General features: G+C 63.5%; 20 protein-coding genes. 4 read left to right on the top strand and 16 right to left on the bottom strand.

From position 1 onward, the window contains the following. The first annotated feature begins 5 nt into the window (after positions 1 to 5). Complete coding sequence (locus tag AB0323_RS08665; protein ID WP_364539705.1) at positions 6 to 302, top strand: hypothetical protein; 297 nt, start codon at positions 6 to 8, stop codon at positions 300 to 302. A gap of 80 nt (positions 303 to 382) precedes the next feature. Here the strand turns inward: AB0323_RS08665 and AB0323_RS08660 are convergent, their stop codons facing one another. After that, a complete protein-coding gene (locus tag AB0323_RS08660; protein ID WP_364539708.1) occupies positions 383 to 820 on the bottom strand; it encodes a CBS domain-containing protein in 438 nt (145 codons plus the stop codon). Between the two features lie 132 nt (positions 821 to 952). Then, a complete protein-coding gene (locus AB0323_RS08655) occupies positions 953 to 1,411 on the bottom strand; it encodes a nucleoside deaminase (protein ID WP_366176953.1) in 459 nt (152 codons plus the stop codon). A gap of 148 nt (positions 1,412 to 1,559) precedes the next feature. Between AB0323_RS08655 and AB0323_RS08650 the strand changes: the two genes are divergently transcribed. Continuing rightward, positions 1,560 to 5,222: a TM0106 family RecB-like putative nuclease gene (locus AB0323_RS08650; RefSeq protein ID WP_366176952.1), complete on the top strand. Its 3,663-nt coding sequence runs from the start codon at positions 1,560 to 1,562 to the stop codon at positions 5,220 to 5,222. Between the two features lie 38 nt (positions 5,223 to 5,260). On the opposite strand, the gene AB0323_RS08645 is transcribed toward AB0323_RS08650, so the two are convergent. The 11 genes from AB0323_RS08645 to AB0323_RS08595 form a co-directional block, all read right to left on the bottom strand. Then, positions 5,261 to 6,058 (bottom strand): triose-phosphate isomerase family protein, encoded by a 798-nt coding sequence (locus AB0323_RS08645; RefSeq protein ID WP_366176951.1) that lies wholly within the window; start codon positions 6,056 to 6,058, stop codon positions 5,261 to 5,263. Beyond that, complete coding sequence (locus tag AB0323_RS08640) at positions 6,009 to 7,358, bottom strand: MFS transporter (RefSeq protein ID WP_366176950.1); 1,350 nt, start codon at positions 7,356 to 7,358, stop codon at positions 6,009 to 6,011. The genes AB0323_RS08645 and AB0323_RS08640 overlap by 50 nt, the downstream gene beginning before the upstream one ends. Positions 7,359 to 7,477: 119 nt before the next feature. Next, positions 7,478 to 8,245, bottom strand: coding sequence for an SDR family oxidoreductase (locus tag AB0323_RS08635; RefSeq protein WP_366176949.1), 768 nt, complete (start codon positions 8,243 to 8,245; stop codon positions 7,478 to 7,480). 25 nt (positions 8,246 to 8,270) lie between these two features. Continuing rightward, positions 8,271 to 9,257: a 3-hydroxyacyl-CoA dehydrogenase family protein gene (locus tag AB0323_RS08630; RefSeq protein ID WP_366176948.1), complete on the bottom strand. Its 987-nt coding sequence runs from the start codon at positions 9,255 to 9,257 to the stop codon at positions 8,271 to 8,273. 1 nt (position 9,258) lies between these two features. Further along, positions 9,259 to 9,741 carry a ribose-5-phosphate isomerase gene (locus tag AB0323_RS08625; protein WP_366176947.1) on the bottom strand — a complete coding sequence of 161 codons (483 nt, stop codon included), beginning with the start codon at positions 9,739 to 9,741 and terminating at the stop codon, positions 9,259 to 9,261. Next, positions 9,738 to 11,492, bottom strand: a complete 1,755-nt coding sequence (gene dhaL, locus AB0323_RS08620) for a dihydroxyacetone kinase subunit DhaL (protein ID WP_366176946.1) — start codon at positions 11,490 to 11,492, stop codon at positions 9,738 to 9,740. The genes AB0323_RS08625 and dhaL overlap by 4 nt, the downstream gene beginning before the upstream one ends. Before the next feature lie 4 nt (positions 11,493 to 11,496). Further along, entirely contained in the window at positions 11,497 to 12,534 is a 1,038-nt protein-coding gene (locus AB0323_RS08615) for a sugar phosphate isomerase/epimerase family protein (protein WP_366176945.1), read from the bottom strand. Positions 12,535 to 12,952: 418 nt separating this feature from the next. Further along, complete coding sequence (locus AB0323_RS08610) at positions 12,953 to 13,651, bottom strand: GntR family transcriptional regulator (protein WP_366176944.1); 699 nt, start codon at positions 13,649 to 13,651, stop codon at positions 12,953 to 12,955. Positions 13,652 to 13,930: 279 nt separating this feature from the next. Further along, positions 13,931 to 15,001 (bottom strand): alkene reductase, encoded by a 1,071-nt coding sequence (locus AB0323_RS08605; RefSeq protein ID WP_366176943.1) that lies wholly within the window; start codon positions 14,999 to 15,001, stop codon positions 13,931 to 13,933. Between the two features lie 168 nt (positions 15,002 to 15,169). Then, positions 15,170 to 16,225, bottom strand: coding sequence for a 2,3-butanediol dehydrogenase (locus AB0323_RS08600; protein ID WP_366176942.1), 1,056 nt, complete (start codon positions 16,223 to 16,225; stop codon positions 15,170 to 15,172). 13 nt (positions 16,226 to 16,238) lie between these two features. Then, a complete protein-coding gene (locus AB0323_RS08595; protein WP_366176941.1) occupies positions 16,239 to 18,029 on the bottom strand; it encodes an NAD(P)/FAD-dependent oxidoreductase in 1,791 nt (596 codons plus the stop codon). A 187-nt stretch (positions 18,030 to 18,216) separates the two neighbouring features. Between AB0323_RS08595 and AB0323_RS08590 the strand changes: the two genes are divergently transcribed. Continuing rightward, positions 18,217 to 19,533, top strand: coding sequence for a transcriptional regulator (locus tag AB0323_RS08590; protein WP_366176940.1), 1,317 nt, complete (start codon positions 18,217 to 18,219; stop codon positions 19,531 to 19,533). 23 nt (positions 19,534 to 19,556) lie between these two features. On the opposite strand, the gene AB0323_RS08585 is transcribed toward AB0323_RS08590, so the two are convergent. The 3 genes from AB0323_RS08585 to AB0323_RS08575 all read right to left on the bottom strand — a co-directional run bounded on the left by AB0323_RS08585 (position 19,557) and on the right by AB0323_RS08575 (position 23,118). Further along, positions 19,557 to 20,492: a hypothetical protein gene (locus AB0323_RS08585; protein WP_366176939.1), complete on the bottom strand. Its 936-nt coding sequence runs from the start codon at positions 20,490 to 20,492 to the stop codon at positions 19,557 to 19,559. Between the two features lie 6 nt (positions 20,493 to 20,498). Then, a complete protein-coding gene (locus AB0323_RS08580; protein WP_366176938.1) occupies positions 20,499 to 21,134 on the bottom strand; it encodes a DUF6318 family protein in 636 nt (211 codons plus the stop codon). A 232-nt stretch (positions 21,135 to 21,366) separates the two neighbouring features. Then, the gene (locus tag AB0323_RS08575) at positions 21,367 to 23,118 is read right to left on the bottom strand and encodes a hypothetical protein (protein WP_366176937.1); all 1,752 of its coding nucleotides are present in this window, start codon (positions 23,116 to 23,118) and stop codon (positions 21,367 to 21,369) included. 217 nt (positions 23,119 to 23,335) lie between these two features. On the opposite strand from AB0323_RS08575, the gene bioB reads away from it, so the two are divergent. Then, positions 23,336 to 24,364: a biotin synthase BioB gene (bioB, locus tag AB0323_RS08570; protein ID WP_366176936.1), complete on the top strand. Its 1,029-nt coding sequence runs from the start codon at positions 23,336 to 23,338 to the stop codon at positions 24,362 to 24,364. Positions 24,365 to 24,651 lie beyond the last annotated feature (287 nt).

The raw sequence follows: 24,651 nt of genomic DNA, 5'->3' as shown, positions 1-24,651 counted from the left end.
GCATCATGCAAGAACTGCTCATCATCCTGCAGGACGGCTTTGATGCAGATGACGTAGAAGTCACCGTCAACCACAAAGAGGCCCACCACGAGCGCGACGTATCGACCAGGGAGATCCTGGGGATGGCGGCGGAGATCTCGGTGGAGTTGCCCGCGAAGGGATCCACCGTAGGCGTCGAGGTCACCAGCCGGCAGTTGAGCGCAAGCAAGAAACTGCATGGAAAGGCAAAGAGCCTGCTGGTATCCATCGAGGACGGGGAACTGGTGATGCGTGAAGGCACCGGGCGGGAAGCGTTTCTCTAGCTTCTGGGACTTCTTAACCACCACATACGGAAGCGCCACGGCCGGAGGGCCGTGGCACTTGATGGATGCGAAAGTTGCGGTTAGCCCTGTTGCGCCATGGGGGTCTTGGCGGAGATGTGCTCCACCAATTCGCCTACGCGCTCCTCGGTGTAGTTGCGGGCGATATCGCCCTGGCTGATGATGCCCACCAACTTGTGGTCGGTGATGACCGGAAGGCGCCGGATCTGGTGCTTTTCCATCAGGTCGATGGCGGCATCGACGCTGGCATCCGCATCGATCCAGATCGGCGTGCCCTGGGCCAGATCTGCCGCGGTCAGCCGGTCAGCATCCAGTCCCTCAGCAACGCACCTGACCACAATGTCGCGGTCAGTGATGAATCCCTTGAGTCTTCCATCGTTGCCGCAGATCGGCAGCGAACCGACGTCCAGGTCGCGCATCAGGACAGCCGCGTCACGCAGCGACTGCTCTTCTTTGACGCACTGGGCATTGGTGGTCATGAATTCGCGCACAACACTCATGAGTCCTCCTTGATCGATTGGGTATCGACGCGGACCCCCGGCACCGACGCCGATGCTGTCAGCCTACGCTTGGGCTTTGGCTGTGGCCAGATGCTGTTTGCTCTGCCGGATTACTTGTTGCTCCCGCCGGATTTACTCGGCGATGTCCTCGGCCCACAGTTCCGGATTCTCTTCCTGGAAGGTGCGCATCATGTCCACGCACCGCTGGTCATCGAGGACCACAACCTCTACGCCCCGGGACCGCAACAACTCGAATTCGCCGCCGAACGTGCGGGACTCCCCCACCACCACGCGCGGGATCTTGAACTGGATGATGGTGCCCGTGCACATGGCGCACGGCGCGAGGGTCGTGTAAAGGGTGGTGTCCCGGTAGCTTTTCTGCCGGCCGGCTGCGCGAAGAGCCGACATTTCCCCGTGCGCGATGGGGTCGCCGTTCTGGACGCGCTCGTTGTGCCCGCTCGCGATCACCACGCCACCGCGTGCGAGCGCCGCGCCGATGGGAATGCCGCCTTCGTGAAGGCTCTTTTGGGCGGCCCGGTACGCGGCTTCGAAGGCGGGGTCGTGGGAGGTTGAGGCGTCAGACTGGGTCATTCGGAGCCTGCTTTCCGGGAAATGGGGATCGGTTGGGGCGGCGGTGCTGTGTCCCTTTTGCGTTTGGACCAGCGTAGCGCCGGGGCTCTCCTTCTTGTCGGACCGCACTGATAGCTTGGCTTCATCAGCTCAACGGTATGGGGGCACGGTGTTTTTTCTCGATTCAGAAGTTGCAGGGCACCAGCAGGATTTGGTGTTTTCCGCCAGCGACCTCGTCACGGCCTCCACGTGCGAGTACCAGTTGCTGCGCAAGTTGGATGAGAAGCTGGGCCTCTCACAGAAGGCGGCGTTCGACGTCGACGAAATGCTGGAACGGACCGCCGCGCTGGGCGACGTTCACGAGCACAGGGTGCTGGACCGTTTCGTGGCCGAGTTCGGCGCTTGGGATCCGCTTGCGCACACGGGCGTGTTCGACGTCGTTCCCGCCGAATTCATGGACCGCGCCACCCTGCAGGCCAAGCATGCGGAATCCATCGAGGCGTTGCGGTCCGGTGCGGATGTGGTCTTCCAGGCGGCATTCTTCGACGGTCAGTTTCACGGACGGTCCGATTTCCTCGTCAAGCAGCCGGACGGCAGCTACGCGGTGTACGACACCAAGCTCGCCCGCCACGCCAAGGTCACTGCGCTGTTGCAGCTGGCGGCCTATGGTGAGCAGCTGCTCAAGGCGGGAATCACTCCGGCCCCGGATCTGACCCTTGTCCTCGGGGCCACCATCCAGCGCGACGCTGGGGTGCCGGACGGCCGGGCCGGCTTCGACTATGTGCACAGCAACCACCGGCTCGCCGATGTCCTGCCGGTATACCGCGAACGCCGGGACCGCTTCCTTGCATTGACGGGCGCACACCGATCGCGGCTGGAGCCTATCCAATGGGGCGAGCCCGGGGTCACCGCATGCGGTCGCTGCGACTACTGCAAGGAGCAAGTGCGGGTCCACCGGGATCTGCTCATGGTGGCGGGCATGAGAATCACCCGGCGCAAGAAGCTTATGGAAAACGGCATTTTCACCATTGACGCCCTTGCCGAGATGCCCGACGCCGCGGATTCCGCCACACGGCGCCTGCAGGAACAGGCCCGACTGCAAACCGGGATAGCCACGCCCGATGGCACCGTCAATTACACCGACAAGACGGGCACCGCGAAGAGCATCAGCTATTCCGTTCTGGAGCCCAATTCCCTGGCCCGGCTCCCCCGGCCAGACGCGGGGGACATCTTCTTCGACTTCGAGGGAGACCCCTTGTGGCAAGACCCGGTAACCGGCCGCTGGGGACTGGAGTACTTGTTCGGGGTCATCGAAAATCCGACCGAGCCGGGCGGAACTCCGGTGTTCAAGCCGTTCTGGGCACATTCCCGGGCTGAGGAACGGCAAGCGTTCATCGAGTTCCTCGACTACGTGGAAGAACGCCGCATGAAGTATCCGGACATGCGGATCTACCACTACGCGGCCTACGAGAAGACCGCGCTGCGGAACCTGTCGGTCATCCACACTGTGGGCGAGGCCGCGGTGGACAACCTTCTCCGCGAAGGCGTGCTGGTGGACCTCTACGACACCGTTCGGCACAGCATCCGCATCTCCGAAGACTCCTACAGCATCAAGAAACTCGAGCCTCTGTATATGGGAGAACATCTGCGCTCGGGTGACGTGACCGACGCCGGAGCCTCCGTGGTTGCCTACGCCAATTACTGCACGGCCCGGGACGCGAACCGCGAAGATGAGGCGGCAACGATCCTCGCGGGTATTTCCGACTACAACGAATACGACTGCCTCTCCACCCTGGAACTGCGGAATTGGCTGTTGGGCCTGGCAGCGGAACGCTCCATTGAGCCCGGTTTTCCGGCCGCTTCGGGACCCGAACTGCCCGCGGAGACCGCGCCGGACAAGTACGAGGCCGCGCCCGAGGAAACAGCCCTCCTCGACTACCTCGCGGACTTGCCGGACGATTCCCTCCGCTCCGACGACAACCGGGCGGTGGCCATAGTGGCGGCCGCGGTTGGCTTTCACCGGCGGGAGGACAAGCAATTCTGGTGGGGACACTTCGACCGCCTGGACCGGCCGGTCTCCGAATGGGAAGACACGAGGGACTGCTTCATCGTGGAAGGCGGCGAAGTGGTGCGTGATTGGGCCGTACTGCCTGGAAAGCGGAACCCCTCAAGGGATGTGCTGCTCTTCGGCCGCGCAGCCGAAGGATCAGGCTTCGGATCCGGTAAGACGTACTTCCGGATGTACGGTCCACCGGTGCCGGAGGCGTTCGACGGCAAGGCGTTTAGTGCCCAGGGCAGGTCAGGTGCAGGGGGTACCGAAATCCTGGAGGTCGGCGGTTACGGCCCTGCTGACGGAGCCGGAGAGGACCAAGCCGGCAAGGAAACCGGCGACACGGTTCTGGTCCGGGAGATCCTGCCCAGCAAAACCTCCCCTTTCCAGCAGCTGCCCATGGCGCTCGCGCCGGATGCTCCCGTCAACACAAAAGGTCAGCGCGCGGCCCTCTCGGAACTGGCCATCGAGGTACGCTCCAACCTGCCGTCATGGCCGAAGGACCCGGCTTTGGACCTGCTGCGCCGCATCCCGCCCCGGCTGAAAAGCCTTGGGGCCCTGCCCGTGGTCGAACCCGGAGACGAGGGGTATGTCAATGCCGTGACAGCCGCAGTCAACGACCTCGACCATTCCTACGTCGCAGTCCAAGGCCCTCCCGGCACGGGGAAGACCTATGTCGGCGCACGCGTCGTGGCCCGGTTGGTGGTGAAAGGTTGGAAGGTCGGGGTAGTGGGCCAATCGAACGCCATGATTGAGAACATGCTCTGCACGGCAATTGGGGCCGGGGTGAATCCCGACGTTGTCGCCAAGGATATGAAGCACGATGGCGACGTGCCGTGGAGCCGGCGCAAGGATAAGGACGTCGCCCGCCTCCTCGCCGCACCAGGCGGTTGCCTCATCGGCGGCACCGCCTGGGTTATGACGGGAAGCTCCGTGCCCGCCCGTTCCCTGGACTTGCTGGTGATCGACGAGGCCGGTCAGTTCTCGCTCGCCAACACGCTCGCCGTGAGCCGGGCAACGAAGCGGCTGCTGCTCCTTGGCGACCCGCAGCAACTTCCCCAAGTCACCCAGGGCAAGCACCCGGAACCCGTGGATGAGTCTGCCCTCGGCTGGCTGGCCCACGGCCTGCACACGCTGCCCGCGGAGCTCGGCTACTTCCTCGCGACGTCGTGGCGCATGCACCCGGATCTGTGCGCTGCGGTGTCGGAGCTGTCCTACGATGGTCGGCTGCATTCGGCACCGGCTGCTTCCGGGCGGCGGCTCTCCGGAGTCCGGGCCGGCGTCGAGTGTGTCTACGTCCCGCACAGCGGCAATTCCACGCAGTCTCCCGAAGAGGCTGCGGAGGTAGTCCGCCAAGTCAGGGCGCACCTGGGACTGGCTTGGCTGGACCCGCGCGAATCAGCCGAAGAGCGGCCGCTGCTCGAAAAGGACATCCTCGTGGTGGCTGCCTATAACGCCCAAGTGCAGCTCATCCAGCACGAACTGAGGGCGGCTGGACTCCGCGGTGTGCGGGTGGGGACCGTGGACAAGTTCCAAGGCCAGGAAGCCCCCGTGGTGATCGTGTCCATGGCTGCGTCGGCTGCCGCCGAGGTTCCGCGCGGCATGGACTTCCTGCTCTCGCGCAACCGGATCAATGTGGCGGTGTCGCGCGGTCAGTGGCGCGCCGTCGTCGTGCGCTCACCGGAACTGACCAACTACCTGCCGACACAGCCGGAAGGGCTGGAGCACCTGGGCGGTTTTGTCGGACTGTGCCAGCGTGGCGGCCCAACTGACTCGCATTAGTTGTCGTTATGACGGCTGAAAACGACAACAACTGCGAGTCAGTTGGGTAGGCGTAGCGCCTCGTCCAAGACCGCCCCGAAGTTCGCGGCGTCGTGGGCGAAGCGGCCTAGGAACAGCCCGGACACACCCCGCAGCTCGGGCAGGAGGCCCGGTTTGGCCGAGCCACCGTAAATGATCGGCAGCCCGGCGAGGCCACGCTCGGCGAGCAAGACTCGCAAGTGAGCGACGACGTCGGACACGTAAGCTGCGCCGGCCGGTTCGGCAGCGCCGATCGCCCACACCGGTTCGTACGCAATAACCAGTCGGGCCGCTTTCTCCCAGTCCTCCCGCACCGCTGCCGAGATCTGCTGGAACACGAACGACGCCGACACCGCCGGCTCGGCGACGGCCTCCTCGCCGACACACAGCAAGGGAGTCAATCCTGCATCCACCGCGGCCCGGACCTTCAATGCGACCACGGAGTCGTCCTCGGCGAAGTGCCGGCGTCGTTCAGCGTGTCCGATCTCCACGAGCCGCACACCCAGCTCCGCGAGCAACGGCGGTGACACTTCACCCGTCCACGGCCCCTCGGCCCAGCCACAGTTCTGCGCACCCAGAAGGAGCGGAGAGCCCTCCAGTATCCGGGCCGCGTCGGGCAACACGGGAAACGACGGGATCACAAACGGGACCACCCGCCCGGCCGCCAGGGCCGGACGGGCGTCCACTTCACTTCGCACTTGCTCCAGCCAGGACATGCTGTGCCGGTAGCCCATGTACATCTTGGTGCTGACCCCGATGTACAACGGTCTACTTGCCCAGAAGGTCGTCGGCCTTGTTCTTGAATGCCCGGGTGCCATACATCATGGCGGCCGCCAGGAAGGGCAGGATTCCGAGCGCGTAGACCCCGGCGGATCCGGTGGGGTCTGCCGTGGCGCTGTTGACCGCGGTACGCAGAATCGGAGCCACGAAACCGCCCAGGTTGCCCAGCGAGTTGATCAGGCCAATGCCGGCCGCGGCTGCGGAACCGGCAAGGAATGCCGTGGGGTACGCCCAGACAACCGGCCCGACAGCGAGGAAGCTGCACACTGCGAGGGTGATGAAGATCAGCCCGAGCACCGGCTGGTGGTTGGTCCCGGCCCAGGCCGAACCGAGGATGCACAGCCCCGTCGAGACGAACAGCACCGTGCCGAACGTGCGGCGCTTTGCGACCGTGTTGGCTGCCCGGCCGATCAGGTAGCAGGAGAAGATCCCGAAGAACCACGGAACCGCGATCAGGAGGCCGACGGCGAGGCCCACCTTCTGGCCTGTCAGCGAGGAAACCTGCTGCGGGAGGAAGAAGGTGACGCCGTAGACGGCGATCTGCAGGCAGAAGTAGATGAGCGTGAAGTACCAGACGCGGCCGTTGCGCATCGCCGCAAAGACGCCCCGCGGCCCGCTTTCATCCTTGACAGTGTCCTCCTGGGTCATGATCTCCTTGAGCGCGAACTTCTCGTCGACGTTGAGGAACTTGGCCTTTTCCGGGCCGTTGATCAGGAAGAAGAACGCCGCAACGCCAGCGAGCACGGCCAGGATGCCCTCGATGAAGAACATGACCTGCCACCCACGGACGCCCGGAAGCTGGTCGCCGATGTTGATGAGCCAGCCCGAGAGCGGGTTGCCGATCATCTGCGAGAACGGCTGGGCGAGGTAGAAGATCGCGAACATCTGCACGCGCACCTTGTTCGGGAACCACTCGGCCAGGTACATGATGACGCCCGGGAACAGGCCGGCCTCGGTCACGCCGAGCAGGAACCGCAGGATCACGAAGGACGTCTCACCCTGCACGAACGCGAAGCAGGCCGAGACGATGCCCCACGTGATCGCGATACGGGCGAGCCAGACCTTCGCACCCACCTTCTTGAGGAGCAGGTTGCTGGGGATTTCGAAGATCGCGTAACCGATGAAGAAAATACCGGCACCGAGCGCGAACGCCCCGGCCGAGACGCCTTTGTCGGCGCCGAGTGCAGCTTCGGCGAAACCGACATTGGTGCGGTCAAGGAAGGAAACCACATAGAGGATGACCAGCATCGGCATGAGCCGGGTGGCAGCCTTGCGGATCGCCGATTTCAGGATCGGCGAATCCAGCATCTCCTTCGTGGATGAAGTGGCAAGGGACATCGAAACTCCTCGTTGAGTAAGGACAGATGAGTAATCAGTGTTGAGTAGTCAGGTTTCAAGCATTCGGGATCAGTGCAGGTACGGGATTAGTGCAGGTACGGGATTAGTGCAGGTACGGATTAGTGCATGTACAAGCCGCCGTCGACGTTCAGCGTCTGGCCCGAGATGTAACCGGAGTCCTCGCTGATGAGGAAGGCGATGGCGGCGGCGATGTCCCGCGTGGAGCCCACGCGGTTCACCACGAGGTCCTTGGTGAGTTCGTCCTTGCGTTCCTGGCTGAGGGTGCCGCCCATGATGTCGGTGTCGATCGGGCCGGGAGAAATGGCGTTGACCGTGATGTCGTACTCCCCCAGTTCCCGGGCGGTGGCACGGGTCAGGCCGATGACGCCGGCCTTGGCTACCGAGTACGGGGTCTTGGAGAACGTCCCGCCGCCGCGCTGTGCGGAGACCGAGGAGATGTTCACGATGCGGCCGATGCGGTTCTTGACCATGGATTCGGCCACGCGGCGGGTGGCGAAGTGGACGCCGTTGAGGTTGATGTCCAGGACACGGTTCCATTCGGCTGGCTCGAGTTCCAGGTACGGAATCGGCGAGCTGACGCCGGCGACGTTGGCGAGGGCCACGATCTGCGGCAACTCGGCTTCGAGGGTGTCGATCGCGGAGCGTACGGATGCTTCGTCGGCCACGTTGGCGCCCACGCCGTAGGCCTGCACGCCGTATTCGGCGGCGATTTCCTTGGCGGTGGACTTGCAGAGTGCGTCGTCGAGGTCGATGATGCCGATGTTCCAGCCCTGTGCTGCAAGGTAGTTGGCGGTAGCCCGGCCGATGCCGCGCTCGGAAACGGCGCCGGTGACAATCGCGGTTCGTTCCGCGGGGAAGATGCTCATGAGTATTCTCCTGTGAATGTCGGGACTAGTTGATGGGTGCCGGGCCGAGCTCGTCGAGGAGCTTCTGCATGGCCACGTAGGCCTTGTTCCGGTAAGCGATGAGTTCCGGGATGCGTTCCGCAGGGACGTTGAGGAAACCTGCCCCGGTCTTGGTCCCGAGCTTTCCTGCCTCCACGAGGTCGCTCAGGATCTTCGGGGTGGCGAAGCGCTCCGGGAATCCGGTCTGCAGGGATTTGTAGCAGAAGTCGTAGACGTCCAGTCCGGCCATGTCGGCGATCGCGAACGGACCAAAGAACGGCAAACGGAAGCCGAACGTCGTACGCACCAGGGTGTCGACGTCGTCGGCTGTTGCGATCCCCTGCTCCACCAGCTGCGCAGCCTCGTGGAAAAGAGCGTATTGCAGCCGGTTGAGCACGAAGCCCGTGACGTCCTTCACCACAGCGGTTTGCTTGCCGGCCGCGTGGACCAGTTCCCGGGAAGCCGCCACGGTCTCCGGCGTGGTGCCGGCGTGGGGAATGATCTCGACGCCGGGAATGAACGGAGAGGGGTTGGAGAAGTGGACGCCCAGGAACCGCTCCGGACGTGCCACGGCTTCGGCGAGATCGGCGATGGAGATCGTGGAGGTGTTGGAGCCGATCAAGGCGTCAGGACGGGAGGCGGCGCTGATGCGGGCCAGGGTCTTGTGCTTGATGTCGAGGACCTCCGGGACGGCTTCTTCGATGAAGTCGGCATCCGCCACGGCCTCTTCGATGTCCTTGGCCGCCCACAGATTGGCCTTCAGGATTGCCGTGGACCCTTCCGGAAAGAGGCCCGCGGCCACGAATTCATCCGACTCCACGAGCAGGCGGTCGTAGTTCTTCTGCGCGATTTCCGCGGACACATCCGCCAACGCCACGCGTGCCCCGCCGAGGGCCAGGACCTGCGCGATCCCGCCGCCCATGTAACCGGAGCCGACGACGGCGATCTTCCGGGCCGCCGTCGTGGCCGCCGGGGTTTTCTGGGTTTCAGTCATGTCACACTGCCTTTGTGTAATCGGGCTCGTAGGAGCAAATGGCGTCCACCTTGGCGGCGGAAGGTGATGTTTCGTCAAAGTGGTGGCCCAGCCATTCGTCCACCAGTTTCTTGGCCAGTTCCAAGCCGATCACCCGCTGTCCCATGGTCAGGACCTGGGCGTTGTTGCTCAGGACCGAGCGCTCAACGGAGTAGCTGTCGTGCGCGGTGACGGCCCGGATTCCGGGAACCTTGTTGGCCGCGATGGCCACACCAAGGCCCGTTCCGCAGATCAAGAGGGCACGGTCTGCTTCGCCCTCCGCAACTTTGCGCGCCGCATCCACGGCAACGTGCGGGTAGGCCGTGGAGTCGTTGGCGCCGACGCCAACGTCGGTTACGGACGCCACCCGGGGATCGGCCTCAAGCAGCGCCACGAGCGCCTGCTTGTATTCCACGCCGGCTTCGTCATTGCCGACGACAATCCGCCAGCCCTCTGATGTACTCATGCTTGAACTCCGTTTCCTGCCGGGAGCGCCGGCTGTGAACCGCCCAGTTGTGAATCGATATGTTGTGAGATCCTTGCCGTGATCAGCCCGAAGGAGACCGCGCCAGGATCAGGGTGGCCCAGGCTCTTCTCGGCGAGCGGACGCGCCCGGCCCTTGAGCGGACGCAAACGCGCTGTCTCAGCTGCCGCGGACTCGGCCGCCGCAGCAGCAGCCGCGAGGGCCCGGTCAACCGGGGCTCCGGCGTCGAACTCTGTGAGGAACGCGTCCCGGTACGGCAGCAGCGCGTCCACCATGGTCTTGTCGCCAGGTTCGGCTTTGCCGAGCTCCGTGATCGCGTCCACAAAGCCAGTGACGGCGGCCGCCGCGTCCTCGCCCGAGTAACCCGCCTTGTTGCCGAGCGCCTGCCCGGCCGCAATGATCGCCGAGCCCCACAGAGCGCCCGAGGTACCGCCGGCGCGTTCGCTCCAGGCCTCCCCTGCCGCCGTCAGGACCCGACCGACCGAGGCTCCGATTGCCGTCTCGGCTGCGGTGAAAGCGGCCTCCACGCCGCGTCGCATGCCGATGCCGTGGTCGCCGTCGCCGGCAATCGCGTCCAGCTTGCCGAGTTCTTCTTCATGCTCGACGACGACGTCCCGCACCTGGGCGAGCACCGCCACGGCCTGCCGCCCCAGTTCGGCAGCAGCTTCGGTGGGCTGCTCGACGTCGAACTCGTCCACGGCGGTGACGCTCGCTTGGTTGCGGGGCCGGCGGGCCGCGAGGTTGCCCTTGCGGAAGGCGGGGGTGTCCGCGGGTGCAGCCCAATACTGCTCAAGCTCCTCGTCCAACCACAGCAGCGTCAGCGAAAGACCGGACATGTCCAGGCTTGTCACGAGCTCCCCGCACTCGGGTTCCACTACCGTGAGTCCTGCTTTGCCGAGGAGCTTCTCGATCTTGCCGAAGAGCAGGAAGAGTTCGTCATACTTGACCGTGCCGAGGCCATTGACGATGGCCACCACGCGGTTTCCGGCGTCGTCGGGCTTGTCGTTGAGGAGCTTGGAGACGAGCAGTTCGGCGAGCTCGGACGCCGTCGGCATTTTGTGCTCGGAAATGCCCGGCTCGCCGTGGATGCCCAGACCGAGGGACATCTGGCCGGCCGGTACATGGAACAGCGGATCCGAGGCGCCCGGAAGGGTGCAACCGTCGAAGGCCACGCCCAGCGAGCGTGTGCGGTAGTTCGTCTTGATCGCCAAGCGCTCGACGGCGTCGAGGTCCAGTCCCGCTTCGGCCGCGGCGCCGGCGATCTTGAAGACCGTGAGATCGCCCGCGATTCCCCGCCGCTTTTCGATCTGGTCCAACGGAGCGCTGGCGATGTCGTCGGTGACAGTCACGGTACGGGTCTCGATGCCCTCCGCGTTGAGCCGCAACTGGGCCTGGCCGAAGTGCAGCACGTCTCCTGCGTAGTTGCCGTAGCTGAGCAGGACTCCGCCCCCGGCGTTGGCTGCTTTGGCCACCCGATATACCTGGCCCGCCGCCGGGGAAGCAAACATGTTGCCGCACGCCGAGGCGGTTGCCAGGCCTGGCCCGACCAGTCCCGCGAAAGCGGGGTAGTGCCCCGAGCCGCCGCCCACCACCAAGGCGACCTGCCCGGTAGGGACTTCGGTGGACCGGACCACTCCGCCGTCCACCCGGGCAACATAGCCGCGGTTGGCGGCTACGAATCCGTCCAGCGCATCGTCCGCAAAGTCTGCGGGGTTGTCGAAGATCCTTGTCATGGTCCTAGACTCCAGCCAGTTGGGAGGCTACTGGCTGGGTGGACCCGGACTCGGTTCGACCGGAAGGCTGCTGCCGGCCCTGGGCGACCTGGCTCTGGCCGAGGACGTAGTTTTCGGTTTTCGGGAGGACCTGTCGGCGGAGGTATTCCTGGTTGCTGGCCGTGACGCTGAGCCCGTCGCCGCCGTAGTGCTCGGTGCACAGGATGCCTTGGAAGCCCACCGAAAGCGCGAGCTTGAAGGCTTCGCGGTAGTTGATAAGGCCGCTCTCCATCGGTGCAGGCATAGTGATGTAGCTGTCGCGGGCCACGTCTTCGTCGCGGATGTAATTCTTCATGTGCCAGTAGTTGGAGTACGGCAGGGTCTTGGCCACCATCTCGCGCCAGTCCTCGATGGGACGGTGGAGGCGGATCAGGTTGCCGAGGTCCGGGTTGAGGCCTACGTTGGCGAGCCCGATGTCCTGGACCAACTGGACCGAGGAATCGGCAGTGCCGAGGTAGGTGTCCTCGTACATTTCGAGGGACAAGAGGATGCCGGCTTCCGCGGCGTGCTCACCGAGTTCCCGCAAGCGTGTGACCGCGTTGCCCCAGGCTTCCTTGTCCCCGACCGGATCCTTGTAGCCCTCCACCGTCCAGAACCACAGCTGCTTTTGCTGCTCGGCGGTGATGGCCTGGTGGAGTCCGAAGGAAACAACCTCGCACCCTAGTTCGGCTGCGGCGTCGATGGTCCGGTGGCTGTACGCCAGGTTCTCGGCCCAGTCGCGGGTGTGGATGACGCTGCGGCGGATGGCCGAGATGACCGGGATGCCAATGCCAACGTGCTCTGCGGTCTGTTTGAACTCGGCGAGGCGTTCCTTGCTGAGGTCCCCCGGACGGACCCAGCTGTCCGTGAGGTCTGCGTTGGCAAATCCTGCGTCCTTGACTTCCTGCAGGACCTCGGCCCAAGCGGAAGCATCGGCGTCGTTGATGTGCTGTCCCGTGGCGTCTGTGCCGGGGAACTGGAGCAGGGCCGCGGTGATGGGCCAGGTTTCGGCGGTGTAAGCCATAGTTTTCACTCCTTCGTGGAATCCTGTTTCCTATAGGATTTACTATCTAGGCAAGACTGTCAACATATTTATTTGGTCTTCTACTTGCTGGCCCCGACCTTCACACGAGGGTTCCGCGCATCATCGAAGATCCTATATGTCTTACATATGTTTGTGAAGTGTGTCACCGGTTCGCTGCGCGTTTGAGCGGGAAATCAGGCTCGAGAAGAAGGAGCGGCCCGTCAGGAAGGCCGCGTCCTCGGTCGGAAGGGCGCTCAGCACTTTCGGTCCGAGGAGCGTCTGTACGGGGTTGTAGCCCAACAAGGAGGAGAACTGCACCGCCACCGGGGGGCAATTGGGCGGTCTTTGCAGCGTCCGCGGCAGCCACCCCATGTCCGCTCAGCCCTGAGGTCAGTGCCTGCGGCAGCGTCCTGGCAGCTTAGTCAGCGGGTGCGTCGGCAATAGCCCGGGCCCGGACCTTGTGCACATGGTCGGCCATCGCGGCTTCGGCCCGTTCCGGGTCGCCGCTCGCCAGCGCTTCGAGCACGGCTTGGTGTTCCGCAATGGCTTGGTCTGCGTCGGTGATACCTACTCCCCCGAACAGCCGGAACCGCTGGACTTGGCCGCCCAGCGCGGAGTACGCGGCGAGCATGAATTGGTTGCCGGACTGCTCGGCGATCAGTTTATGGAAGCGCTCATCGGCCTCGAGATAGTCCCGGAATTCCACGAAAGAAGGGCCCCGGGGAGCCGTCTCCAAGTCCTGCACGGCCCCTCGCAAGTCCGCCAAACCCTCGGGAGTGATCCGGCTGCATGCCAGCCGGGCATTCACTGGCTCAATCGCGAGCCGGGCCTCCATGAGCTCCGCAAAATCTTCGCGCGTGAAAACCGGGGCCACCCTGTAACCCTTGAGCGCAACTCGGCGGACCATGCCTGTATGCTCCAGCCTCGCCAACGCCTCACGCACGGGTGTCGGGGAAACGTCCAATTCCCGGGCTGTGCCGTCAATGCTGACCGCGGCTCCCGGTTCGAGTCGGCCGTCCATGAGCCAGGCCAGAAGTTCTTCGTAGACGTGGTCGGCGAGAACCTGGCGGCTGACGGGTCGGCCGGGGGCACGGTCCCGTGAGGAAGCGAGTTTCATAGACAAATCCTATAGGAATGGTCCCCCCGTGGCGGCTTAGGACGTGCCTTACTGGCCCTGAAGCCTCTCCCGCACGATCGCGCGTCGGATTCTGCTGGATCACTCCCCGCGAACGAGGAAAATTCCCCGTGATTTCGGGGTCTCCAGAGTGTGCCACCTCGAGTGATCCAGCAGAATGTCTCGCCATGGCACGGAAATCGGGATGGCGAGAGCGGCAAAGGCCTTAAAACCGCGACGGCGGCACCGTTCGCAGGTGCCGCCGTCGGAGTTTCGGGGGTTCTAGTTGGCGTAGAACGGGTAGTCGGTGTACCCCTTGGCGCCTTCGCCGTAGAACGTGGACGGATCCGGCTCGTTGAGCGGGAGGCCCTCACGCCACCTGCGTGCGAGGTCCGGGTTGGCGATGGCGGGGCGGCCGACCACGACCGCGTCGGCGTGACCGTCGGCCACAAGTGCCACGGCTTCATCCAGTGTGGTCACTTCACCGAAGCCGGTGTTCACCAGGAACGTGCCGTTGAAACGCTCGCGCAGGTCCTGGACAAGCTCACCCTTGGGATCGTGGTGGAGGATGCTGAGGTAGGCCAGGTTGAGCGAGGCGATGGTGTCCACCAGGACTTCATAGGTGGCGCGGACATCGGCGGGGTCGGTCTCGGCGATCCCCTGGACCGAGTGCTCTGGGGAAATCCGGATTCCGACCCGGTTGGCGCCCAAGGCTTCAACCACCGCGTTGACGGTCTCGATCACGAAGCGTGCACGGTTTTCCGGGGAGCCACCGTAGCTGTCAGTGCGGACGTTGGTGTTGGGTGCCAGGAATTCGTGCAGCAGGTAGCCATTCGCAGAGTGCAGCTCCACGCCGTCGAATCCGGCCTCGACGGCATTCCGGGATGCCGTGACGATTTCCTGGATTACCGAGGGAAGTTCATCGGTGCTCAGTTCGCGGGGCACCGGGTACGGCTTCTTGCCGTTCGGCGTGCGGACTTCGCCGTCGATGGGCACGGCACTGGGTGCCACGATCTCGTGACCACCGGTGATGTCCGGGTGGGAAACGCGGCCACCGTGCATAACCTGGGCGAAAATGCGGCCGCCCTCGGCATGAACAGCGTCGGTCACCTTCTTCCAGCCTGCGAGCTGTTCCTCCGTGACGAGGCCGGGCTGCCCGGGGTAGGACTGGCCTGCAGGAGTGGGGTAGGTGCCCTCGCTAACGATCAGACCAAGGGAAGCACGCTGCCGGTAGTGTTCCACAACCAGCGGGCCGGGAACACCCTCGACACCTGAACGGAGGCGGGTCAGCGGCGCCATGACCAAGCGGTTGGGAAGTTCAATCTCGCCGAGAGTCAAAGGGGAAAACAACATGGGCAGTGCCTTTCAAACGGGAACAGGTCCACTGGCGGCAACTGCCACGCGCCTGCAACTATTCCTGTTGAGACGGGGATCACACGACGACGACGGCGGCACTCCGCCTCCTGCCGAAAGGCCGAGTGCGGCCGTCGCTGGGTGTTTTGCCGCAGAAGGAAGCGGAAACTAAGGATGCACGATGATCTTCACAGCGGTGTCGTTGTGGTTGATCAGGGCGTCGAAGCCCTTGTCCACCAGGTCTTCCAGCGCGATGCGACCCGTGATGAACGGTTTGAGATCCACTTTGCCTTCCTGCACAAGTTGGATCGCGGCGGCATGATCTCCGCGATACGCAATGGTTCCCCTGAGGTCGATCTCCTTGAGCACGATCTTCTGCATATCCACAGTGGCGGGCCTGCCCCAGATGGACACGTTGACCACCACCCCGGCAGGCCTCACGACATCCAGCATCGTGTCCAGGACGGCGTTCACGCCCGCACATTCGAAGGCAGCGTCCACACCGGCCCCGTTAGTCAATTCCAGTACCCGTGCTTTGACGTCCTCTTCGCTCGGATCAACGAGGTAGTCCGCAACGCCCGTGGACAGCGCTCTGTCCTTCCGGGCTGCCGAGAGCTCCGTGACGATCGTGGTGACGCCGAGTCCTTTCAGCACCGCCGCGGTCAGCAACCCGATCGGCCCGGCACCCCCGACGACGGCGACCGCACCCGCCGTCAGCTCGGCCCGCGAGACGGCGTGATAGGCCACCGACAGAGGTTCAATGAGTGCGGCTTCGTCCAGCGGGACATCGCCCACTGGGTGGACCCAGCGCGCGTCCACGACGATCTTCTCGCTGAGACCACCGCCTCCTCCTGCGAGGCCGATGAATCCCATACGGGTGCACAGGTTGTAGTTCCCGGCTTTGCACGGGTCACACTCATCGCACACGAAGTAGGGCTCCACCACCACACCGTCCCCCACCGCGAGGCCAACAACACCGTCGCCCAACTCCTCGACCGTGCCGGAGAACTCGTGCCCCATGGTCACGGGCAAGTCCTCTCCTGCGAGCGGGTGGGGGTGGCCTGCGTGCGGAATGAAGATGGGGCCTTCCAGGAATTCGTGCAGGTCTGTTCCGCAGATACCGCACCAGGCAATGCCGATCTTGACCGCGCCAGGCCTGAGGGGCGGTTCGGGAATGTCTTCCACCCGCAGGTCCTTTTGACCATGGAATCGTGCAGCTTTCATGGAATACCGCCTTTCAGCGCGTGTGGTGCGATGGCTGGAGTTCGTACACCGGGGTCGGCAGACCTTCTGCCCGGGCCTTGAGCTGCAGCGCCAGGTAGGTGGAGTAGTGCCGGCTTTGGTGCAGGTTTCCGCCGTGGATCCAGAGGTTCTGCACGTTGGTGGGCTTCCACATATTGCGCAGTTCCCCTTCCCAGGGACCGGGGTCCTTCGGGGTGTCGGAACCGAATCCCCAGCATTTCCCGACCGCGTCCGCCACCTCGGGCGAGACGAGGTCGGCGAGCCAGCCGTTCATGGAGCCGTAGCCGGTGGCATAGATGATGACGTCGGCTTCGAGCTCGGTGCCGTCGGCCATCACGACCGCGTTGCCCGTGATCTTGCTGACCTGGCCGTTCGCGAGTTTCACGCGTCCGTCGATGATCAGCTGGGAGGCGCCGACGTCGATGTAGTAGCCGGATCCGCGTCGCAAGTACTTGAGGAACAGGCCCGAGCCGTCCACTCCAAAGTCGAGGTCGAAACCGGCCGCCTCAAGCTGGGAGTAAAACTCTGCGTCACGCGCCGCCATCTGCTGGTACACCGGGATCTGGGCCTCTGGCAAGATCCGGTATGGCAAGGAGGCGAAGAGAAGGTCTGCTTTTTCGGTGGTCACTCCGTTGGAGAGTGCCTTTTCTGAGTAGAGATCGCCGAGCGCCAGGTCCATCAGGGACTCACTTCGAGCGATGTGCGTGGAAGAGCGCTGGACCATGGTGACGTCGGCGCCGTGTTCCCAGAGGTCCGCGCAGATATCGTGGGCCGAGTTGTTCGAGCCGATCACTACGGCCTTCTTGCCCGTCCAGTCTCCGCCGCCGGGGTGTTTGGAGGAATGGTATTGCTGCCCGAGGAAGCTCTCGGCGCCGTCAAACACGGGGACGTTCGGGTAGCCGGAGACGCCCAAGGCGAACACCAGCTGCTTCGGACGCAAGGTGACTGGTTCGCCGTCGCGCATAACGCTCACTTCCCACTCGCCCCGATCCGCGTCCCAACGGGCGTTGGTGCACTCGGTCTTGGACCAGTAGTTCAGTTCCATGATCCGGGTGTAGTGCTCCAGCCAATCGCCGATTTTGTCCTTAGCGGCGAAGACGGGCCAGTCGTCCGGGAACTTCATGTAGGGCAGATGGTCGTACCAGACAGGGTCGTGCAGGTGCAGCGACTTGTAGCGGTTGCGCCAAGAGTCGCCCGGTCGCTCGTTCTTCTCGACGATGATGGTGGACACTCCGAGCCTCCGCAGCCGCGCTCCGAGGCCGATCCCGCCCTGGCCGCCCCCGATGATGACAGTGTTGGGTTGCTCCTCGTAGCCCAGCTTGGCTTCCTGCTCTTCCTTGAGTTCGAGCCAGGATTTGCGGCCTTTGCTGATGTGGTGGGCCACCCCTTGCTCCCGGTTGGGGCCCTTCTTTTCCTCGAAACCCTTGAGTTCCTGCATCGTGGTGAGCAGGGTCCAGCATTTGCCATTGCGCAGCCGAAGATGCGCATGGCCACGAGCCTGCGCAGTCTCAAAGTCCACCCAGGCTTCGACGTTGGCCGCATCGCCGGTAGCATCTTCGGCGAGCTTCCAGTTGCTTGGCTGCACGTCCGGGAGCGTGGCGTCCAGCATGCGCTTGATCTCGGGCTTGCCCTCGAGGGTCTTCAAATTCCAGGTGAAGGAGACGAAGTCGCGCCAATACGATTCGTCCTCGAACAATTCCAATGCGGCCTCGGTGTTGTTGCTGTGCAGCGCCTCTTCGAACTGCGCCAGCCAAGCCTCGGCTACGCCGTTTGCGGTCTCAGGCATTTCTCCTCTTTCCATCGCTGACGATGAGCCAATTTCCCCGTTCCATGGCAGCTGTCCGGTGAGTGACTCGCATCACAAGTAGATGTCTCAGGGGGTTACAATCGGGTGACACGAACTCCCTCCCCTGTTTCCACGCAGGTTTGGGCCGTTCGATCCAGCGATTCAATGGCGAGTTGGGAGTTTGCGCATGCGTCACGGCCCGAGCGCGCTGATCCCGGATCCGGGACTGCGCTTCTCCTCGCCGCTGGAGTACGCAAAGACGCTCCGAACCGCCCACGAAGCTGCGTTGTCCGGCGCCCCGCACCCCCTTCTGTCCGCGTCCCTCGTGGAGTCTTGGCAGCGGTCCATCGCACTGGGCATCAACCCCGACCGGCACAGCCCGGCCCACCGCCACGACGTTGCCGAAGCCCGTTCGCTCGGCGCAGGACACCGCCTGGCGAGCGTGGTTCCGGCGCTCTCGCAACTCCTTGCCGATGAGTCCGCCACGGGCCGGCACCTGCTGATCGTCACTGACCACTCTGGCGAGGTGCTCTGGAGAATAGGCAGCGGTTCCGCGCTGCGGCAGGCCGATTCCCTCGAATTCGTGGAGGGTGCCGATTGGTCCGAGGGGGGAGTCGGCACCAACGCCATCAGCGAGGCCCTCATCTCCGGGAACGCCGCCCAACTCTTCTCTGCCGAGCACCTCGTCCGGACCCACCATGATTGGGCATGCACCGCGGCGCCCATTCGGGACCCCTTCACCGGAGACATCGTCGGGATCCTGGATGTTTCGGGGCCGATCCATTCGGTGACGCCGGACAGCCTGCGGATGGTGCGTTGCGGCGTCCGGCTCGCGGAGGAACTATTGCGTTCGGAAGGCGCGGCGGCGGACCATAGCCGGCGCACCACCGTCACGCATTCCCGTCCCGGTTCCGCTTCAACACTGTTCCTGCGGCTCCTCGGCGACAAGCCGACGGCAGAGCTCGACGGCGGCGGCGCGCTTCCCGTGACGCTGCGCCGAGCGGAGATCCTGGCGTTGCTCGCGTCCAGGACGCGCGGATGGAGCGCAGACGAGCTCGCGTATGAGCTGCATGGCGAAGATGGCGCCGCCACAGCCATCCGGACGGAGATGCACCGGATCCGTGCGTTGCTCGGCAATGTGGTGGAGGCGAATCCGTACCGTTTTGCCGCTGGCGTCACAGTTGTGACCGACGCCATGCTGGTCGCTCAGAATTTGCGGTCCGGGCGGGTGCACGATGCCGTCGCCGCCTACTCCGGGCGCATCTTGAACCGTTCAGCGACCATGGCCATAGAACTGATGCGCGACGAGTTGGATCAGGCTGTCGCCGCGTCGGTTCGGTCAAGCGGCGACGCGGAGCTCATCAGCCATTGGTGTTCCACGGATATGGGCTCCGACGATTCCGAGGCCGCGATAACCCTGGCGAGGCTCATGGCTCCCGGCGATTCACGGTTTCAGCTGGTGCAGGCACGACTGGACCGGATCGACAGGGAACTTCGGACGTAGTCGCTTCGCTTGTCCTCGTCGTTCTAGGGGACGCCCGGGCAGCCCTCGCCACGCGGATTCACGATGCAGTTGTCGGCGTAATTGCGCGTGATCGACCTCCAGACGCTGACCTTCTGTGAGGGCGACGCGAACTGACCTGTGCCGGGAATCGGCATGTTCGGGCCACCGTTCACGGAGTAGGTGCCGCGGAAGGTGGTGGTCACGGACAACTGAAAGTCACCGGTCTGTTGATACACGTGGCTTGTTCTCGTCTTTTGGCCCCATTCCGCTTCCGGAAGTGGCCCGCCCGCAAAGGGTGTTGGCCCCCGAGTGCTGCCGTCCCCATAGCTATATACGTACTCCACGGGGGTTGCGACTATGTGGACTCTCTGGCCGAGGAGCGTCACATCGAATTGCTGCTCAACGGCGTCGGCGAAGATGTTGGTTTCAGCGCCCTTGAGCGTGTGCGGGCTTGGCTGGGCGGTCAGGTTTGCGGGCCTGATCGGAAGGTTGCGGAAGTCGCTCTCAATTCTCGCCGCAATTCTGGGCAGGACGTCCTCTGGCTTTTGGTCGTAGAGGCAGGACGGACCGTTGTTGCCCGATTTCCAGTCAATCCACGTGGGATTTGAAATCGCCTTAGGCGCGACTTTCCAGATGACTGGCGTTCCAGATTTCCCACCAGGTTCGCGTGGCGGACATTGCACCTGCCCGGGTAGGCACTTCTTATCCAAGGCATTGTCCTCGACCTGGCATTGGAGCTCTGCCTTGTATTGGTTGGGGTCGTCGCTGACGTGGTTTAGAGGGGCGGGGACGATTTCACCGGTTTGGGGGTCACGAATCCACCTGGCCGAGACGTCGATTCCACCTTTTTGAATTCCCGCCGACACTCGGTCATCGTCAAGGGCTGAGGCGAGTGTGGCTGGAGCGACAAACACCGCGGCCAGAACAATTGTCCCTATGGTCGACTTTCGCAAATTCATGGCGCACTACTGAATCAATCCGAGGTCTTTGACCTTCCAAGACCCTGATTCGAAAGCGCCAATCATGACTATCGCCGAGTTCGATGGAGGCGTTGAAGGCTGCCCCACGCTTCCATCCGCATCGTAGTAGTCGATCTGGCTTTGGATCGTCTGAATCGTCACTTGCTGAGAAAGCGCCTCGGATTTGAAGTTTGCTTCAACCGACGGAGTTGTCATCTTGCCACCAACAACCCATCGTCCTTTTACATATGCGGACTCGAGACCCTGCTTGATTCGATTACAGAAGACGCATTCCGCAGATGTCATGGCTGACCAAACAGCCATGTCCCCAGTCTCATAAGCGTAGGAAAGCGCCTGGAACCAGTACCTGGCAAACGCCTCCACGCCTTCCTTGCTGTTCGCCTTCGCGGCCTCCGGCAGCACCGGGATGGGCACGTTCTCGGCTTTCCCGTTAGCGTCGGCGGGCTTGTAAGCAAGGGTCGGAGAGGGCGTAGCCGTGGCAGTTGCAGAAACCGTAGGCGTGGCGGATTGTCCGGTCTGGGGCTCGGTGCTGTTCACGCACGCGGTCAGCGTCAACGCCGCTGCGAGGCCGACAATGATGAATAGGCGGTTGCGAGCAGAAACCGAGGTGCGTGGAGTCATGGTTTGCTATCCCCAAATAGTTTTCAAGACTAAACGTTCCCAAAATGGTAGCTCACTTCCTTATCTTTGCGGGAAAGTTATCCACAGGCTCCGGTTCACTACCCCGCTTCGCTTCACCAGCGAGGCGCGGGACATCAAAACACTACAAAGACAGACCAAAGGCCTCGACGACGGGACCGCGGCCAGGCCGCCCATCCGTCGTCGAGGCCCATGGGGCCTTTTGAACTCCCCCCTACTTTTGAGCCGGCAGGACCAACTCCCCCGACTTGTCCGTCGACAAAGCGAGCGAAGAGATGAACTGCGGCTCGCCGTCGGGCCCGTCCTGGGCGGACCGGACCATGTCCGGACGCTCGAACTCCAGGCCCGTCACGTGGCACAAAAGCTTGGAGTCGCTCGGGTTGCCGTCGGCGTCGAACATAGGCAGCTCGATTCCGTCGTCCGCGCGGCGGAGATAGTACTTCCCTCGGGTCAACACGGCCAATGCCGGCGGCAGCACAAGCGCCAGCCCGACGGCGAAAATCGGCGAGTATGGCTGGACAGCCGAACCGAAAGCACCGAAGAACACGGCAATCGACACAGTGGCCGACACCAGCATCGAGATAAAGCCGACCGGGTTGACTGCGTAAAGCATGCCGCGGCGGAACTCGGGAACCTGCGGCGAAATCTTGAGCAAGTATTTGTTGATCGCAATATCGGACGCCACCGTAACCACCCACGCCATGGCGCAATTCGCGTAGAAACCAAGGATCGTATTGAGGAATTCGAACATGTTGGCTTCCATCAGCACGAGCGCGATCACCAGGTTGACCACCACAAACACCATCCGCCCCGGGTAGCTCTTGGTGATACGCGTGAAGCTGTTGGTCCACGCGAGCGAGCCGGAGTAGGCGTTGGTCACGTTGATCTTGATTTGCGAAATGACCACGAGCACCACGGCCAAGGTCATGGCCAGCCACGCCGGCATCATTTCCTGGTAGACGCCAAGGAATTGGTGCACCGGCTCGTTCGCATGGACGGAACCGGCCGGATCCAGGGTGGCGATCAGGTAAATGGCAATGAACATGCCCACGATCTGCTTGATCGCGCCGAAGATCACCCAGCCAGGACCGGCCAGGATCACGGCTCGCCACCAGGCACCGCGGTTCTCGGCGGTCTTGGGCGGCATGAAGCGCAAGTAGTCAATCTGTTCCGCGATCTGCGCCATGAGTGACAGACAGACACCTGCGGCGAGCATCACGGACGCCAAGTTGGTTCCTTCGGCCCCGGATTTGCCTGTGAACGCGAAGAACTCCCCGATGCTGTCCGGGTGCGAAATCACCAAATATCCTACGGGAACCACCATGAGCAGGAGCCACAACGGGGTGGTCCACACCTGCAATTTGGACAAGGCTTTCATCCCGTAAATCACCAAGGGAATGACAATAAGCGTGGACGCCGCATAGCCGAGCCACTGCGGGATGCCCAGCCCAAGCTCGAGGCCTTGCGCCATGATGGAACCCTCGAGCGCGAAGAAGATGAACGTGAAGGTCGCGAAAATAACGTTGGTGACCACCGAGCCGTAATAGCCGAATCCGGATCCCCGTGTGATGAGGTCAAGGTCGATGTTGTAGCGCGCCGCGTAATAGGCCAAGGGGAAACCGGTGGCGAAAATGACGATCGCCGCCACCACAATTCCGAAAATAGCATTCACAGTGCCATAAGAAATACCGATATTCGCGCCGATCGAGAAATCAGCCAAATAGGCAATTCCACCGAGCGCACTCGTCGCGACCACGCCAGCACCCCACTTGCGGTAGGACCGTGGCGCGAACCTGAGGGTGTAGTCCTCCAGGCTCTCCTTCGCTGCACTCATCGCATCGGCGTTGCCCGTCGTGCGGCTCCCGGCGCCTAGCGTCTCGGAAGGTTCGACGGCGGCGACCCCCTTCGGGGAGCGGCCCGCCGTCGGGAGTTCAAGTACTTGCGTTGTCTTCGAATCGTCAGTCATCCCCGCAACTTTCCTCGTCTGGACATGCGCTTGACGCTATCGGCGGGATGAAACCACCGAGTCTCCACGATGTTTCAGCGCTGTAACTTATCCAGCGAGTCGGCCGCCAAGATTGCAGCTCCGGGTTTGTGGACGTCCAACAAAATCGCGAGCCCACAGGCGCACTACCGTCATGAAGGAACGCACCATCCCCTGCAAGTAGCGGCCGAGGAGCACCATGACTACCCAGCCAAACCCAAGGCGTACGTCCACTTATCCGATTCTGGAAACAGCCCGCGAGCAAGTCCTTGCCAAAGGCGAGGGCCTTAGCGAATCCCAGCTGCTCGAGATCCTGGAACTTCCGGACGAGGCCATCCCGGAAGCCCTGCAGCTTGCCCACGAAGTCCGCATAGAGCACTGCGGCGAGGACGTGGAAGTAGAGGGAATCATCTCCATCAAGACCGGAGGATGCCCCGAGGACTGCCACTTCTGCAGCCAATCGGGCCTGTTTGACAGTCCGGTCCGGGGCGTGTGGCTCGACATTCCCGAGCTCGTTAAGGCCGCAAAGGAAACCGCGGCCACCGGGGCCACCGAGTTTTGCATCGTTGCTGCCGTCCGCGGCCCGGACATCAAGCTCATGAACCAGATCAAGTTCGCCATCGACCGCATCAACGCGGAGGTGGACATCAACATCGCCTGTTCCTTGGGCATGCTCACCCAGCGCCAAGTGGACCAACTCGCCGAGTGGGGCGTCCACCGCTACAACCACAACCTCGAAACGGCGCGCAGCTACTTCCCCGAAGTCGTCACCACCCACAGCTACGAGGAACGCCTCGACACCTGCAACATGGTCAAGGCGGCCGGCATGGAACTTTGCTGCGGCGCCCTGATCGGCATGGGCGAAACCACCGCCCAGCGGGCCGAACTCGCCAGCCAGCTCGCAGCCCTCGAACCCCACGAAGTCCCGCTGAACTTCCTCAATCCGCGCCCCGGGACTCCCCTCGAAAACCAAGGAATCATGGACGGCCAAGACGCCCTCCGCGCGATCGCGGCGTTCCGCCTCGCCATGCCCCGGACCGTGCTGCGTTACGCCGGCGGGCGCGAACTCACCCTGGGCGACCTCGGCACCCGCGAAGGCCTCATGGGCGGCATCAACGCGGTCATCGTCGGCAACTACCTCACCACGCTGGGCCGTCCCGCCGACGCGGACCTCAACCTCCTCGTGGAGCTGAACATGCCCATCAAGGAACTCCAGAAGTCGCTGTGAGCACGACCGTTCCAAACACCGAGACGGCAAGCTTCTGCGGGCACTGCGGCGAGGCCGCCGCGCAAGGCGACCCGGCAACCCAAGGCGGACCCGCGCAGCAAAGCGGAGCCGCCGCGCAAGGCGATCCGGCAACCCAAGGCGGGCGCCCGACGTCGGATGCTCACCAAAGCTGCCGGCAGCGCCTCGCGATGGAACCCCCACGCTATTGCACCCAATGCCGGCGCCGCATGAAAGTCCAGGTCACGCCGCTCGGCTGGACCGCTGAATGCTCGCGCCACGGCCGGATC

The organism is Arthrobacter sp. NPDC080031, from assembly GCF_040702485.1.
In the GTDB taxonomy this organism is placed as follows: domain Bacteria; phylum Actinomycetota; class Actinomycetes; order Actinomycetales; family Micrococcaceae; genus Arthrobacter.
The sequence above is the reverse complement of the archived record's forward strand: the minus strand, read 5'-3'. Positions and strand labels throughout refer to the sequence as shown.